This is a genomic window from Nitrospira sp. (assembly GCA_029194675.1).
Lineage (GTDB): Bacteria > Nitrospirota > Nitrospiria > Nitrospirales > Nitrospiraceae > Nitrospira_D.
On record JARFXP010000001.1, the window covers coordinates 1607873 to 1623567 of the forward strand.

The 15695-nt window shown below is 54.5% G+C and carries 15 protein-coding genes and 3 tRNA genes; 13 read left to right on the forward strand and 5 right to left on the reverse strand.

The features are described from left to right. The first annotated feature begins 117 nt into the window (after window positions 1-117). From P0120_07805 to P0120_07815, 3 genes are read left to right on the forward strand one after another with little or no spacing between them, the layout of a single operon-like run. The gene (locus P0120_07805) at window positions 118-372 is read left to right on the forward strand and encodes a terminase small subunit (protein MDF0674234.1); all 255 of its coding nucleotides are present in this window, start codon (window positions 118-120) and stop codon (window positions 370-372) included. Beyond that, entirely contained in the window at window positions 365-2629 is a 2265-nt protein-coding gene (locus P0120_07810; GenBank protein MDF0674235.1) for a hypothetical protein, read from the forward strand. Before P0120_07805 ends, P0120_07810 begins: the two co-directional genes overlap by 8 nt. Continuing rightward, window positions 2626-3084 (forward strand): hypothetical protein, encoded by a 459-nt coding sequence (locus tag P0120_07815; protein ID MDF0674236.1) that lies wholly within the window; start codon window positions 2626-2628, stop codon window positions 3082-3084. Before P0120_07810 ends, P0120_07815 begins: the two co-directional genes overlap by 4 nt. A gap of 1559 nt (window positions 3085-4643) precedes the next feature. On the opposite strand, the gene P0120_07820 is transcribed toward P0120_07815, so the two are convergent. Then, window positions 4644-4721 (reverse strand) — tRNA-Glu (locus P0120_07820). A 900-nt stretch (window positions 4722-5621) separates the two neighbouring features. Between P0120_07820 and P0120_07825 the strand changes: the two genes are divergently transcribed. The 10 genes from P0120_07825 (at window position 5622) to P0120_07870 (ending at window position 12943) form a co-directional block, all read left to right on the forward strand. Then, entirely contained in the window at window positions 5622-6155 is a 534-nt protein-coding gene (locus tag P0120_07825) for a hypothetical protein (GenBank protein MDF0674237.1), read from the forward strand. A 110-nt stretch (window positions 6156-6265) separates the two neighbouring features. Beyond that, window positions 6266-6697, forward strand: a complete 432-nt coding sequence (locus tag P0120_07830; GenBank protein ID MDF0674238.1) for a hypothetical protein — start codon at window positions 6266-6268, stop codon at window positions 6695-6697. A gap of 96 nt (window positions 6698-6793) precedes the next feature. Next, window positions 6794-8500, forward strand: a complete 1707-nt coding sequence (locus P0120_07835; protein MDF0674239.1) for a glutamine--tRNA ligase/YqeY domain fusion protein — start codon at window positions 6794-6796, stop codon at window positions 8498-8500. A 57-nt stretch (window positions 8501-8557) separates the two neighbouring features. Beyond that, a complete protein-coding gene (locus tag P0120_07840; GenBank protein ID MDF0674240.1) occupies window positions 8558-8764 on the forward strand; it encodes a DNA gyrase inhibitor YacG in 207 nt (68 codons plus the stop codon). Between the two features lie 193 nt (window positions 8765-8957). Next, window positions 8958-10001 (forward strand): NAD(P)-dependent alcohol dehydrogenase, encoded by a 1044-nt coding sequence (locus tag P0120_07845; GenBank protein ID MDF0674241.1) that lies wholly within the window; start codon window positions 8958-8960, stop codon window positions 9999-10001. 183 nt (window positions 10002-10184) lie between these two features. Beyond that, a complete protein-coding gene (locus tag P0120_07850) occupies window positions 10185-10562 on the forward strand; it encodes a hypothetical protein (protein ID MDF0674242.1) in 378 nt (125 codons plus the stop codon). A 157-nt stretch (window positions 10563-10719) separates the two neighbouring features. Beyond that, window positions 10720-10857, forward strand: a complete 138-nt coding sequence (locus tag P0120_07855; GenBank protein ID MDF0674243.1) for a hypothetical protein — start codon at window positions 10720-10722, stop codon at window positions 10855-10857. Between the two features lie 112 nt (window positions 10858-10969). After that, entirely contained in the window at window positions 10970-11689 is a 720-nt protein-coding gene (locus P0120_07860) for a DUF433 domain-containing protein (protein ID MDF0674244.1), read from the forward strand. Continuing rightward, window positions 11625-12074, forward strand: coding sequence for a hypothetical protein (locus tag P0120_07865; GenBank protein ID MDF0674245.1), 450 nt, complete (start codon window positions 11625-11627; stop codon window positions 12072-12074). The genes P0120_07860 and P0120_07865 overlap by 65 nt, the downstream gene beginning before the upstream one ends. 368 nt (window positions 12075-12442) lie before the next feature. Continuing rightward, window positions 12443-12943 carry a YbjN domain-containing protein gene (locus P0120_07870; protein ID MDF0674246.1) on the forward strand — a complete coding sequence of 167 codons (501 nt, stop codon included), beginning with the start codon at window positions 12443-12445 and terminating at the stop codon, window positions 12941-12943. A 168-nt stretch (window positions 12944-13111) separates the two neighbouring features. On the opposite strand, the gene P0120_07875 is transcribed toward P0120_07870, so the two are convergent. The 4 genes from P0120_07875 to P0120_07890 all read right to left on the reverse strand — a co-directional run bounded on the left by P0120_07875 (window position 13112) and on the right by P0120_07890 (window position 15685). Beyond that, complete coding sequence (locus P0120_07875) at window positions 13112-14092, reverse strand: hypothetical protein (GenBank protein ID MDF0674247.1); 981 nt, start codon at window positions 14090-14092, stop codon at window positions 13112-13114. Between the two features lie 39 nt (window positions 14093-14131). Next, a complete protein-coding gene (locus P0120_07880; protein MDF0674248.1) occupies window positions 14132-15364 on the reverse strand; it encodes an ankyrin repeat domain-containing protein in 1233 nt (410 codons plus the stop codon). Between the two features lie 127 nt (window positions 15365-15491). Next, window positions 15492-15565 (reverse strand) — tRNA-Gln (locus P0120_07885). 46 nt (window positions 15566-15611) lie between these two features. Then, window positions 15612-15685 (reverse strand) — tRNA-Gln (locus tag P0120_07890). Window positions 15686-15695: the final 10 nt, after the last annotated feature.

Below are 15695 nucleotides of genomic sequence, written 5' to 3' on the forward strand. Positions count from 1 at the left end.
AGGTTGAGGGGGTCCTTTTTGGAGCTTCCCTCGTGAGGGTAAGCATGACTACAGAAACCAACTAGTGCCAGGCCTTAAATCGAGGTCGCCTTAAGTTATTAGACAGCAACAACGAGCATGACATTGTTACGGACTTTCTCAAAGCTGCAAATCGCAAAAATTTTCGGCGTGAACCGATCGACAATTTACAACTGGGAAATTCAAGGTTGTCCTGTGCAGGAACCTGGACGGTACGGCCGGCGCGCGAAGATGAATTTTGAAGCGGTGCTCGAGTGGTACCTGGGCCGTGAAGAAGTAAAAGGCGTCTCAGAAGAAGGTCTGGAGATCCTCGAACAGGCGATCCTGAAAAGAAAGGCCAAATATTATGGCTGAAAATCGTGAACTGGCGCTGGTCCTTCGACTGGTCGCCGACGAGTTTCAGAAAGAACTGCGCAACTCGCAAGGGGCGCTCTCGTCGTTCAATAGCTTCATCAAGGATTGGCGCACGCAGCTCACGGCCGCCGGCACGGCGCTGTTTGCGATCGCGAAGAGTGCGGCTAATTACGGTGACGAGCTGGCGAAAATGGGCCAGCGGTTGGGAACAACCGTCGAAGAAACGGCACGCCTGCAACATGCGGCCAGACTGTCGGATACGGACCTGCAGGGCCTGTCTTCGACCGTGGCATTCCTCTCCAAAAATATGTTGGAGGCGTCCCGTGGCAATCAGGACGCGCAACAAGCCTTTGCGCAGCTGGGCGTGACCGTCACGACGACGAGCGGGGATTTGAAAGGGACGACGGATATTCTGCTGGAACTCAGCGATCGATTCCGACTCATGCCGGAAGGGCCTGAAAAGCTGGCGTTGGCCATGGCCGTGATGGGGAAATCAGCGAAGGAAGTGCTGCCGCTTCTCAACTCGAACATGCGGGAGGCGTTTCAGGAGACAAAAGAACTGGGTCTCGAGATGAGTGAGCGTGCGGCGAAGGCCGCCGAGCAGTTTAACGATCAGCTGACCAAATTGCAGGGAGCGGTTCAGGGTGTCGGGAACAGCATCGGCGAGGTATTAATTCCACACGTCACATCGCTGTCAAAGATTCTGACGACCGTGACGGCCGATGCCGGGAGCGCGCTTCGAGCCTTACTGAATTTGGATAAGCTGGAGGCGCCGCAAGTCGGGGTGGCGCAGCCGGATGGCGGCGGGCGGCGGCTGCGGATCATGCCAGCGCCTCCAGCGGACATCGCCAAGCAATTTCAAACACAACCCTTTTTCAAAACTCCTGAGCAGGCGGCCGCCGAACAAGAACGGCTTGCGAAAGAGCATGAGCGATTGGAAAAAGAGCTGGCACGCCGTGGGCAGGAACAGGAGAAGCTCGGCAAAGCCAAGCTCGACATCTTCCTCGCGCAAAACCGTGCCCTCGAAATTCAGAACAAACTGATGGGTGGACAGGGCGAGCTGAGCCAATATTTTCTGGCCTTCGATCGGCAAGAGCAGTTCCGGAAGGAAGATGAAGCGGCCGAAGAGCGCAAAGGCCGGATGATCGTCGATCGGACACAAATGGAAGTGCGGCTGACTGAGGAGGTGGCGGCGGCCGAGGAGCGGAAGGGCCGCATGATTGTCGAGGAAACACAAAGACAAGTACGGGCGCGCGACGAGGCGATGCGGAAAGAGCGCGACGTTTTGGTGCAGAGCGCTCAAGCCTGGATCGACTACGATAATCAGGTCGGGGTCTCGACAGAGTTACGGTATGACCATCAGATCGAGCTGCTGGAGGCCATGCTGGCCAAGGAGACACAGCTGACCCAGGAGGAGTCCGCTCGGCTGTTGATGGCCTGGCAGAACCATGATAGCCAGCTGGCCGAGGACATCCTGAACCGCTCGCAGATCTTCGGACAGCAGCGCGAGACGTTGGAGATCCAGACGCTCACGCGGCTGGCGGCGATCAATCAACAGTACTCCAACGATATTTTTCGCGGGTGGGCGATGGGAATGCAGAAGTATGTGCAGGACACGCAATCGGCCTTCGGCATCGCGGCCGATCTCGCCCGCCGGACGGCGCAGTTCATGGAGCAGAGTTTTCGGCAATTCTTCTTTGATCTGTTCGAGGGCAAGATCAAATCCTTGAAAGATCTGTTTAAAAGTTTTGCCGATTTCGCGAAGCAGGTGATTGCGCACGTCGCGGCGCAGCTCGCGACGATGGCGGTGTTGAATACCCTCGCCTCTGCCTCCGGAGGCGGCGGCTTGTTCGGCGGGTTCATGGGCGGCGGTGGAGGTGGATTCAGCACCGGATTGACCCAGCTCTTTGGTGGCATCGGCGGCAGGAACGTATCTGGTATCGATGTGCGTGCGATGACATTTGCGAGCGGCGGTCCGGTCCTCGGTGCGGGCAATCAAGACACAGTGCGGGCGCTGCTCACGCCGGGTGAAGGGGTGCTGAATCGCAGCGGCATGGCGGCGCTCGATCGGCTGAATGCCGGCAGCGTGCCGGCAAGCAATGCGGAGCTGAACGTCACGGTCAACTTCTTCGGCGGAACCGTGGATGAACGGCCTAAGGTCAATGTCCGGCGGGAATTTAATAATCTGGTCATCGATTGTATTTTAAAAAATCGTGACGATCTGTCGTACATTTTTAAAAACAATGGGTTTCGATGATGGTGCTTCAATGCTTCAGTGACTGCACCTTGATCGCTGAATCCGGCACGCGCTTAATTGGACCTGGTGAATTGGTGATGTTGCCGGCGCGCGAGGCTCTGAGGGTGATGGAACTCGCACGCGCTCACTTTAAGATTGTCAAGCCGACCCCATTGCTTCCTGGTGTGGTGGTGTGTTGGGCCTCGCCGGATGGTTGCGTGAAAGGACCAGGCATCGTTCAGCTCGTAGACGGCCACCTACCAGATCGACGGATTTCCGTGCTGAACGAGACGGGTCTCCGATGGATTTGTGAGGAGGCTGTTGTCGATATCGATCCATGGCCGGCGATCGATGCCAAGCTAGAGGAAGCGGTTGATTATGTGCTCCTTGAGGGCTACGAATCACCAAAGTTCATCGCAGTATGCGATTGGATCCGGACCCACTTCAATGAGGATAAGGATCTGTGGACCCGATGAAGAGCAATTCTTTGGATGTGGATTGTGCTGATTGCGTCGACTAGCTATGAGACCGCTGAATCTTCAACAGGCCGCACAATTTCTCCGGATGTCGAAATCTTTGCTCTACCAACGGAAGGATATTCCCCGCTACCGCCGGCCAGGTTCGCGTGCGTTTTTGTTTGATCAGGATGAGCTTGAGGCATGGATACGGACCGGTCGCCTTGAATTTGTCTCTCTCTCGAGCTCGGCAGCCACCTCCACGGTAAGCGCACAACTGTCACATGACGTCCAGATCAGTGCCGCCGAAGTCTCTCCCAACGACGCTCTGGACATTCATAGGCCAGGTGTCTACCATCGCAATCCCCGTTATCGCTGAGATCTGCATGGCGTACACCATCACCAAAAGATCCACCAAGAAAGGCCTGGCCTTCGATCTCTATTTCCGCTGGAAAGGCCAGCGGTACCGGCCCTTGCTCGGATACAACCTCACCAAGAACCAAGCTGAAGAAGCGGCGATCGCGATGATCGCCAAGATCCAGCGGGGTGAGTCCCCGGCTGTGGACTCAGCCCCCACCTCCCCTACCCTGAAGGCATTCCTCCCACTCTTCTGGCAAACCATGCATGTGAAGAAGCGCTTTGACCTGGCCAGACCGGAATCGGTAATTGAGACGCATTTGCTCCCACGGTTCGGAGACCGTCCGCTTGATTCCCTCACGGCGGAGGACGGATTGGCGTACATCACCTCACGGATCAACGCGAAGGCGGCTCCCTGGACCATTCGCCGGGAATGGACAGTGCTCATGCGGATCCTGAATCTGGCGGTCGACTTCGACAAGCTAGACAAGAATCGGCTTAAGCGAGTGGAACTCCCCGATGTTGCCCCTCGCGAGCGTGTGGCCACAACTGAAGAGCTGAAGGCCATCAAGCAGAAAGCGGAGGAGCGCCGGCTCAAGGTGACGCAGGCTAACCAATACGACCCGGCAGAACTGTGGAGAATCGTCACGGTTGCTCTCAATACAGGGCTTCGAGAAGCCAAGATTCTAGAGATCGATCGAACCTGGATGCGAAAGCGAGATGACGGCTGGTGGTTGATCCTTCCTCCTGCTCGAAGCCGTCTGAAGCAGACACCTCGTGAGATTCCGCTCAATCCTGCCGCCTGCGCGGCGCTACGCGGGGAGATCACCCACGTGGACGGGCGAATCTTCAGACGATGGACTCCTGCCGCGTTTAGCATCTTCTGGAAGCGTTTAGTGACCGAGGCGAAAGTCGTCGATCTCCACTTTCATGATCTGCGGCATACCTTCACGACCTGGCTTCAGAACCTCGGCGTACCGCTCGAAGTACGTGCCGCATTATTGGGGCATCGACTACGAGGAATTGGAGCGGATCAGCTCGGCGGAGAATCAATGACGGCTGCCTATTCGCACGGCGGATACGGCTGGAATCAGCAGCTCCGTGAAGCCGTGACTCGCCTCCACACCGCCCTTTTGTCCTATGGATTGTCCTATGGAATTCAGATGGAGGAGACGACCATAGAGACGAAAGTCGCTAACTCCCGGAGAGATGAAGGAAAAATTTGGTGGTCCCAACGGGATTTGAACCCGTGTTTAAGCCTTGAGAGGGCTCCGTCCTAGGCCAGGCTAGACGATGGGACCATTCCAGAACTGTCCGAAGAGTGGACCGTAGCATAAGCGGTTTTCCGTTTGCAACGAAGTGCCGGTCGACCCACGCGGGACTTTGGGAACAATTCTATGCTTGCGACGACACAGCATTCGGTCTATAAGACATGTTATGTGTCGGTCGAACTACCCGAAGAAGCCTGATAGGCTCGATAGGCCCGATGAGTGAGACATTTCACGATGAGGTCTCACCACCTACCCGCTACCCGACATACCGATTGCTTTATCTATATTGCTTTATCTATGAGTAAAGGCAGGGCTCACGGCATAATACTCAGTCGTTCAGCAGCGATTCTTATTCTGGGTGGCGCGACCATTCTCTTAGTAGGTTGTGCAGGTTTTATGGGAAGCGGAGCGCCTACGTTGCATTGTCCGGATTCAATCCAGGCTAAGGTCAGTGCGGCGCAGCCAACCGTTCATCTCTCATACAGGGAGCCATCGTTTACCCTAAAAGGCAATCCCCTTGCAAGCCTCGCCAAAACGAGCATCTACTACGATCTGGGTGATGGGCGTACACTTGCCAAAGAGGTACCGGCAACGCGATCTTCCGGAGGCGGGGAAATTTCCGAGTCCATTACGGTTCCGGTGAAATCCAAGGATCCTCAGTCCGTAAAGATTTGCGTCACGGCAACGGATCGCGATGGAAATGAAAGTACGATGACCCCTTGAGCGCACCGTGCTCCACCGCGTTGAGGAGCTTTTTGGGCTCGTCCCATTGGGCCGTTTGTATGGGGCCATAATATATGGCTCCGGGCGCACTAGACGCTCTTGACAGAAGAGCACAGAAGGCCTAGCTTGCCTGATGTTTGATGAAGCTCCATATACTCTGCATCAACTCCACACGACCTGCGGAACATCACGGTTCGAGGTTGTTCAATGGATGATCCGGTGGCATTCCGTAGGACCGAATCCGTTGGTCGTACGGCAACGGCGGGAGTGCCGTTCAAACCAGGACTCGAGCTTAGGATCGGATCCAACATTTTTCGAAGCACCAACGGCGTCGTCAAGATTCATGGGAAAGAGCAACTCGTCATCGAGGTAAAACCGGAGCGAGGACTGCTTCTCGCTACCCTCGATCTCTACAACGAGCGCTGCATCCGTATCGCACACCTGCGTAGAAACGTTCTCACGTTGAACGACAGCGGGCGATTTACCGTCGAGGTTCCGCTAGGCAAGGGTCTTTCGTCGGTTGATAGTCCCTCCATTCTGGTGACAGATCTGCAGTCTGGTCATGTCGTGCTCGAAGCGCGGATGGCATCGATGACCAGAGTCGACCTCACCTGCGGAAAGCTCTACTCGCACAAGGGAATGCCGGTGGAGATCACTCCACATTACTGCCGGATCGGCTCAGGCACGGCGCTGTTCGGTAACATCGTTGAAGCTCGAGGTGGACCGGCCGTTCTCGGTTGATCCTGTTCGTCTTTCACACACTCTTCGACTCCTGGTTTTGCAATAAGTACCGTCTGCAGAAAAGCGGGAACCGTTTTGCCCTTATGCATCCTTTCTCTAGAATAGCGATTGTGACCGAGATCCCAAAACCTACCGTTCAAGCATTTCTCGTCTGCGATCACGTGATCGAGGACAGTCTCACGAAAAAGAAAAGCCTGATCGGGATCTTTACCCACCTACAGGCCGCCACCTTCCCGTTCCAGCATCAACAGATGGGCCTCTACTTCTGCCTCACCGATGCCGAAGGCCTGTATCATTTTGATATCGACTTGATCTACCTCAACACCGAACAACTGGTCTGTCGGGCCACGCTTCCCAACATCGAGATCGGCGATCGCCTCCAGATTTCAGATTTCGGGATCAACATTCCTCTGTTGATCTTTCCCGCACCTGGTCGGTACGAATTCCGGCTGCGCATGGAGGGCCATCTCATCGCCCAAAAAGATTTCAACGTCATGCCGACGCCGATGTCGAACACCTCCGCCACCGATCCCTCTACCTAGCCTTTTCCCATTCCTCCCATCAGCCCGTGTATGGTAGAACTCCAGTCTGGACCTCCCGTCCACACATGACCGCGCGAAGGATTCACGCAAGACTTCATGAGCACACCTGAGCCCTCAACCTCTTCGAATTTCATTCGGGATCTCGTAGCGGTCGACCGTGCAGCAGGCAAACATGGCGGACAGGTCGTCACGCGATTTCCTCCCGAGCCAAATGGATATCTTCACATCGGTCACGCCAAGTCCATCGTGCTGAATTTTGGGATCGCGGATGAGACTTCCGGAGGGATCTGTCACCTAAGATTCGACGACACGAATCCCACCACCGAAGACCCCGAGTACGTTCAGGCCATACAGGAAGACGTCCGCTGGTTGGGGTTTGATTGGCACGGCAAGATCTTCTATGCATCGGATTATTTCGAGCAACTCTATGCCTTCGCCGTTGTCTTGATTAAGAAAGGCAACGCCTACGTCGACAGCCTCACAGCGGATCAAATCCGAGAACATCGCGGCACACTCACCGAACCAGGCCGCGACAGTCCTTATCGGGCCCGATCCATCGACGAGAATGTAGATCTCTTCGCCCGCATGCGAGCCGGAGAATTTGCCGATGGAGCCCATGTCCTACGCGCAAAAATCGATATGGGTTCCCCAAACATCAACCTGCGAGATCCGATCCTCTATCGGATCCGGCATGCCACCCACTATCGGACAGGAGCCGCCTGGTGCATCTATCCCTCGTATGACTTTGCTCACCCGTTGTCTGATGCCATCGAAGGGATCACGCACTCTATCTGTACGCTGGAGTTTGAGGATCACCGCCCTCTCTATGATTGGGTCGTTGCCGAAGCCGATGCTCCCCATCGGCCACAGCAAATCGAATTTGCCCGACTGAATCTCACCTCCACTGTGATGAGCAAACGCAAGCTTCTCGAATTGGTCGGCAAGAAGCTCGTGGCGGGCTGGGATGATCCGCGCCTTCCCACCTTGAAAGGCCTCCGTCGACGAGGGGTGACTCCCGAAGCGATTCGCGCCTTTTGCGAACACATCGGCGTCGCCAAACGCGACGCAATCGTCGAGATGCAGCTGCTTGAACACTTCATTCGAGAAGACTTGAACAAACGGTCGCCGCGCGTGATGGCAGTGCTCCGACCGCTGAAAGTGGTGATCGAGAACTATCCAGACGGTGTCGTTGAAGAGCTCGACGCCGTGAATAATCCCGAAGACATCTCCGCGGGGACGAGAAGGGTTCCCTTTTCAAGGACGCTGTACATCGAGCAGGACGATTTCAGGGAGGATCCACCGAAACAATTCTACCGCCTCGCGCCTGGGCGGGAGGTTCGGCTACGCTATGGATACATTATTAAATGTGTACGCGCGACGAAAGATCCTCAGACCGGCGCGGTCATCGAACTACACTGTACATACGATCCTGAAACCAGAAGCGGCTCGACACAAGAACAGCGCAAAGTGAAAGCCACCATCCACTGGGTGTCGGCATCACAGGCAGCCACGGCAGCCGTCCGTCTCTATCATCCCCTTCTGCTTACCGACCAGGCCAAACTTCCGGCTGAACAGGACTGGACAGGATCGTTGAACCCTCAGTCGATGGAATTCCTCACCGGCTGCCTGGTCGAGCCAAGTCTTCGCTCAGCCGCACCCGGTTCCCGCTTCCAATTCGAGCGGCAGGGGTACTTTTGTGTCGATCCCGATTCATTACCCGACTCCCTGATTTTCAACCGAACCGTGTCTCTCAAAGATACCTGGGCCAGGGTTGAGAAAGCTCGGCAAACACCCCCGCGCTGATGTTAACGGGCGTTCTCGCGACTGTACTTCATTCGGTTCCGACGTTACACTACACTCATGACCTGCCCCTTGTGCCACCAATCCACGACTTGGGAAGCAAACCCCTGGCGTCCATTCTGTTCTGAGCGTTGTCAAATTACGGATCTGGGGATGTGGGCCGCGGAACAATTCCGTATTCCAGGTTCGCCACTCACAACCGATAGGGTCATACCCGAGTCCGTCACTGAAACCCAGCATCATGGCCAAGGCCAAAAGAGGGGGTGAGGAACGGTTCGCCGAACGAGCATCTGCGTCACGGAACGACAGAGTCATGTTCCACCTCACCGAGCCCATACTCACATGCTCCATGCAATAATCGATCAGGTTGATAACAGAGTCCGCTTCCTTCACTATTAGCAAGGCGGAGTAAACCGGCTAAGGGGATATTTCTTGCTTACCTCCCGGAGGAGAACATCCAATGCTCGCGACTAAAGGCTACGCGGCGATGGCCGCCAAAGAGAGATTGCAGCCGTTTTCCTTCGAACGACGCGATGTCGGTCCGCACGACGTCTTGATCACGATCTCGCATTGCGGCATCTGCCACTCCGATATCCATCAGGCCCGCAACGAGTGGGGCATCTCCCTGTTCCCGATGGTACCCGGACACGAGATCGTCGGAACGGTCGCGCAGGTCGGCACCGCCGTGCCGACCTTCAAGGTTGGTGATCGAGCCGGTGTCGGCTGCTTCGTGGATTCCTGCAGGACCTGTACGGCATGCCGCGAAGGCTTGGAACAATATTGCGAGGGAGGCACACGCTGGACCTACAGTGGACAGGATAGGGCAGGCCGGATCACTCAAGGCGGCTACTCGACCCAGATCGTGGTGGACGAGAAATATGTGCTCCGCATTCCTTCAGCGCTCTCTCCAGCAGGAGCGGCCCCCTTGCTCTGTGCAGGAATTACGACCTACTCTCCCCTGCGTCAATGGGGCGTCGGTCGTTATCACAAACTCGCCGTCGTCGGTCTGGGGGGCCTCGGGCACATGGCGGTGAAGATCGCCAAGGCGATGGGAACCGAGGTTACGGTGTTAAGCACCTCGGAGAATAAACGGGAAGACGCGAAGCGGCTGGGCGCTGCCAACTTTGCCGTAACATCCAGCCCTCAGACCTTCACCAAGCTCCAAGGGTACTTCCACTATATCCTCGACACGGTCTCCGCGCCACACGATTACAACGCCTATTTGAACCTGCTCAGTACAGATGGCACCATGATTCTCGTCGGCGCACCCGAAACGCCGACTCTCGTTCAGGCGTTCTCACTCATTTCTAAGCGACGTCGTCTCGTCGGCTCTCTCATCGGTGGGATCAAAGAAACGCAGAAAATGCTCGACTTTTGCGCGCAACATCAGATCGAGTCGGACATCGAACTGATCCCCATCCAGCAGGTCAATGAAGCTTATGAACGGGTCCTCCGAGGTGATGTAAAGTTTCGATTCGTGATCGACCTCAGTACGTTGACCTAACCCCTGGACAGCGCCGGCGCTGCCAACTCTTCGCGTGATTCGTCATGCGCATTCGTGAAGCGAACTCCTGAGCTTCAACCTCAGATGCTTTTCGGAAGCTAACGGGAGACGACTGATCGCCGTTCCAGACCGTTGAATTCTCCTGACCGATCACCTACAGTAGCGTCGATTGGAGCCCATGCTATGGATCAAGAATCCCTGGCGCAAATCAAACACATTGTCACCGGAGCCACTGAAGCCCTCGAAGGCCGGCTTCGCCAGGAGATTCAACAGACCGAAGGCCGACTTCGCCAGGAGATTCAGCAGACCGAAGGCCGGCTTCGCCAGGAGATTCAACAGACCGAAGGCCAGCTTCGCCAGGAGATTCAACAGACCGAAGGCCGGCTTCGGGAAGAAACCGAAGACGTCAAACGGCATACCGGTGTCCTGGCCGAACATCTCGAACATAAGATCTCGCTTCTCGTTGAAGGACAACAGGCCGTTCGACAGTACATGGAGGATTTCCGCTCAGAAACGCAAAGTGAAACTAAAGAAACCCGAGCTCTCCTACGCTTGTCGTAACAGCAACTCCATCAGCGGGTGGAGAATTTGGAGCAACGAGTTCTCGCCATCGAGCATCGCCTGGGTCTCACAGTCTAACGATCCTCTTCCCTCATGTTCTTAGTCGCTCAGCCTTTCTTGGCTCACAAGGCAGCTATCCATCAAAGAAGCGCAAAAAATGCTCGACTTCTGCGCGCAACATCGGATCGAGTCGGACATCGAACTGATCCCCATTCAACAGGTCAACGAAGCCTATGAACGGGTGCTCCGAGGCGATGTGAAGTTTCGATTCGTGATCGACATGGCGTCGTTGTAGTAACCAAACAGCGGGGAATCAATACACGGCGGGTTATTCTGTTGCCTGTTTCTGAACTTCCACGCGCCACTTGACCGGCAATAAAGACAGGACTACAGTGCCTTTCAGACTTATGAAACCAAGGTTGACAGCGTTCGACAAACACGTTGATGCACGAGAAGTGCCTTCGTACGGCGTGATGGAAGCCGCGCATTATCTGCGCATTCCACGCACGACGATCCGAGACTGGATGTCCGGACGGCACTACCGCAGCACAGCCGGCGTTCGCTTCTCTAGACCGATCATTCAGATTCCCGACTCAGCGGTGAAGTTACTCTCCTTTATGAATCTGGTGGAGATCCACGTCCTGGATGCCATTCGCCGTAAACACGACATTCCGCTGGAAAAAGTCAGAGCCGCAATGACGTATCTTGCGAAGCAGTTCCCTTCAAGGCATCCCCTAGCGGATCAAGAGTTCGCCACGGATGGGCTGAACCTCTTCATCAAGAAATTCAGCCAATTGATCAATGTCTCCCAGGATGGACAGTTGGCCATCCATGAGATCCTGCAGGCACACCTCCATCGCATTGAACGTGATCTCAATGGGATACCGATCAGACTTTACCCCTTCACCAGAAAACGCGACCTCCGCGAGGAGCCCAGGGCCGTCGTCATCGACCCACACGTCTCTTTTGGCCGACCAGTGCTCGCAGGCACCGGCATTCCCACGGCGGTGATTGCAGAACGCTATAAGGCCGGCGAATCTATGGATGACTTGGCAGAGGACTATGGACGGCGGCGGCTCGAAATCGAAGAAGCCATCAGGTGCGAACTCTCCGTCGAAGCCGCCTGAACCGCCCATCTTCTTTCTTGACCGGTCTCTGGGAAGGAAGCGCGTGGCCACCGCGCTCCGTCAGGCCGGTGGCATCCTCCACATCCACGACGATCACTTTCCACCCGATGCAAAAGACGAAAACTGGCTCGCTGAGGCCGGACGGCGCGGTTGGATCGTCCTGACCAAAGACCATCGCATCCGGTATCGACACGTGGAACGACTGGCGCTCATGAAGGCAGGCGTCGCGGCATTTATTCTGACGTCAGGCGACCTACAGGGCGAAGAAATGGCTCAGATCTTCGTCAAGGCACTCCCAAAGATTACACGTTTTCTGCGGAAACACGCGAAGCCGTTCATCGCCAAGATCGCGAAAGACGGCTCCGTCTCGATGCTCTTTCAATGAGTCGTCGCGACTCGATCCACTTCACTGCGGAATCAGCCTTGCCTGTGCGTTCACACAGTGGCTGACTCTAGCTATGCACAATTCAAGATCCGACCCCAACGTTCGTACGCTGCCGATCATCTTGATTGGCGGCGCGTCGCATCTCTGCGGGATGCGAAATAGCAAAACGAACGTACCTTCGATCGTGGAAAGAAAAAAGCAATGATAAAGCCCAAAGGCCAATCCGATATGGCAAGAGGCCTTGACAGAAATGGCATAAGTCATGAGAATGCGCTGCAATTGAAGGGTGTGTGGACAGTCTCTCTGGCGCGTAGTTCGCCTCAGCCATATTCTGGATTAGTAGATAAGCATTAAGAAGAGCTCTCCCTATGGGAATTAGATCAATTGCCCTTATTTTGGGAGCTACTATTGCACTATTTGGTTGTTCAAGCATTGCTGAGAGTCAGACAACCGATCTCATACAACAGGATACAGTTTACAAACGTCTCAGTCCGGCGACAGTAAACGGAATCCTTAGGGGGATGGGTTTGGAGTACAAAGAAATCAGAGCAACGGATGGCCGTTATATCTATCAATTTGAGTTAGGAGGATTTGGGGTGGGGCTGACCCTTCAAGAGACAGGCGAAATACTTGAATTGTTTTCTGGATTTCCTATGGACCCTCCACCTTCACTCAAAGCTATTAACGAGTGGAACAAGACCAGGCGACTTAATGCCGCTTATTTTGATGACGAAGGAAGAGTGGTCATTCGATCTGCACTTGACGTGACAGGAGGGGTGAGCCGCGAAAGCATAAAAGAGTTTATTAGAACTTTTAGAAGCATTCTGTCTAATTTCCCCATCTGGCTGCAATCTCAAACTGCCAAGTAGCTTGTGAGGAAATTCCTCAAACTATGTGGATCAATTTTGTCTGGGCTGGACCGGAGGGAATGGGAGCTATAAGCTCCCTGGTCAACGAAAGATCCCCAAAGGAGAATTTCTGACAGCCGACGTTGCCTGGGTTTGAGGGACAACAGAGGAACGATATGAACCGTCTCACTATTCTTCTATATCTCTTTCCTTCACAATTTCAGATGCCACAATAGTTTTCTCGCTAAGATATCCAACAATGCGATAGAGAGACCCAGGATTAATAATCAAGATACCTTGGGAAGCACTTGGCCCGAAGCTGCTATCAAATTTAGCGTCTTCAGTTGATTTAACGATGAAATCAGTGCATCTGCTCAGAATCACAATTCCTGATGATGGCCTATCACCCATAATCATTTGAATAGTCATCCGGCCTCGCAATACAGTAGGCCGCTTCCCGTTATCAGGAAAAGCAGGGGAACCAGGTTTGCGCCCCGGAAGAGCCTGTAGCTTGGCAACGGCCTCGTTACACCTGGGACTGCTTGAGTACATATCGATGAAATCGTGCCACCCGGTTTCGTTATTTTTAGTCGCCGCCTCTGTCCAAGCTTCTTCCAGTTGCAGCATGCGCCGACGTTCCCGGGCTGCCTGATCATGTTGTGATGATGGATGGAGTCTTAAGAAATCCTTGAATGCCCGAGAAGTGTTGGATGCTACGGCCGTTTCCCAATCTCGTGAGATCTCCAGTTTCTGCCGTGCTGATGTAATGTGGTCAGTGTAGTGATGAGGGTGTTGTTGAGAAAATTCGTCGAGTGCAGCAATGGTGCTTGCAGCTTTTGCAAATTCCCAGTCTCTGGTCACCTCCAATTTCTCCAATTCTTCTTTTGCGCGACTTCCCTGCTCAGCTTGCGGGTAAGTCTGGATAAAATGCTTATAGCCTTCAATGGTATTGATCGTCTGGGTGCGGCGCCATGCCGAATCGATCATCCGGTTCTTTGCAAGGGCAGCCTGGTCAGCATCTGGATGATCCCGCAAGAACTTACCGTATGCTTCGACGGTTCCCTGTCGATTTGCTTCCTCCCAATCCATTTTCGTAGTGGCGCATCCGGTTCCGAGCAATAGTCCAAAAGCCAGCAAACAAGTCGTAGAATTTCGGATAAAAATGCTCATACTCTGGTTCCCTTCATAGTCTTTCCATGCCGATCAATATTACGGTGAGAGGAGCGAAATCAACTCCGTATGCCCTTGCTGCCGAGCAAAATCCACTGGACGAGCTCCAGCTTTCGTCTTCACTCTCTTATCCGCCCCATGCTTGAGTAATAGGGTTACAACTTCACGATGACCATAGTAGGCGGCTAAGTGTAGGGGAGTTAAACCGTATTTTTTATTCACTGCCTTCACGTCAGCCCCCTTACTTAACAGCAACGCCACGATGTCGTGATGCCCATACTGGGCCGCAGTGGAGAGGGGAGAATGACCATCATTCCTAACCCGATTCACGTTCGCCCTGTTGCTGATCAGCAGTAGCGCGATGTCGTGGTAGCCCCGCTGGGCTGCGATATAAAGTGGGGTCACCTCATCCTTCCGCGCTTGATTTGCATCTGCACCTTTTCCCAACAGCAGTGCGACAACTTCACGGTGCCCGTTCTGTGCCGCGCTCATCAGCGGGGTCGTCCCTTCCTCCTTCGTCGTGGCCTTCATGTCAGCGCCCTTCTCTACCAGCAATGCTACGGTATCGCGATGCCCATTTTGAGCAGCAAGATGGAGCGGGGTCGCACCGTCCTGATCTGCCAGGCTTGTTATCGCACCCTTGTCTAGCAAAAGTGCTACGACATCTTGATGCCCGTTGAGAGTTGCGAGGGAAAGCGCAGTAATGCCATGGTGGCTTATCTGATTCACTGCTGCCTTCTGCTGCAGAAGAAATACCACCACCTCTCGGTGTCCATACCTCGCCGCTATCATGAGCGGCGATACGCCCTCGTTATCAGCCTGGGTAATAACTGCTCCCTTTTCCAAGAGGAGAGCCACAACTTCACGATGCCCGTTCTGGGCCGCAATGTAGAGAGGGGTTGACCCTTTAGGCGTGACAGTTTCGACATTGGCCCCGTTGGCCAACAACAATGCTACAATCTCCCGATTCCCTTTCTGAGCTGCAATATGGAGTGGAGTTCCGCCGCTCGACGTCGACTGTTTCACGTCCGCGCCCTTATCCAGTAACAGCGCCACAATGTCGCGATGGTTACTCTGTGCCGCGACGAAAAGTGGGGTAAAACCTCCGTCACTGGTCGCCTTGACGTCAGCGCCCTTGTCGATAAGTGCCTGCACCTCGGTGATGTCGCCTGTGAGTGCTGCTTTGAACAGCATCTCATCGACTGGGCGCATGGCCAGCAGCGTAGGCATCAGTCCAAGTATCACTATCAAAGTCAGCCATCGTCGCCCCATCACGATTCTCCTCACGCAAGAGTGATTAGGTTACAGAGCAGTTGCGAGCGAGGATACAGAACTAGTGGATTCCCAGCAACATGATTTAGTTGGGAATCAGCGAGTGAGAATCAAAAGATATTGGAAATGGCTGGGGGACTAGGAATCGAACCTAGGTAGCCGGCTCCAAAGGCCGGCGTCCTACCGCTAGACGATCCCCCAGCGCGGTACCGAAGCAAATCGTGGAAGTGGCACGAGAGAGAAATTTTGGCTGGGGGACTAGGAATCGAACCTAGGTAGTCAGATCCAGAGACTGACGTCCTACCGCTAGACGATCCCCCAACCGAGGTTC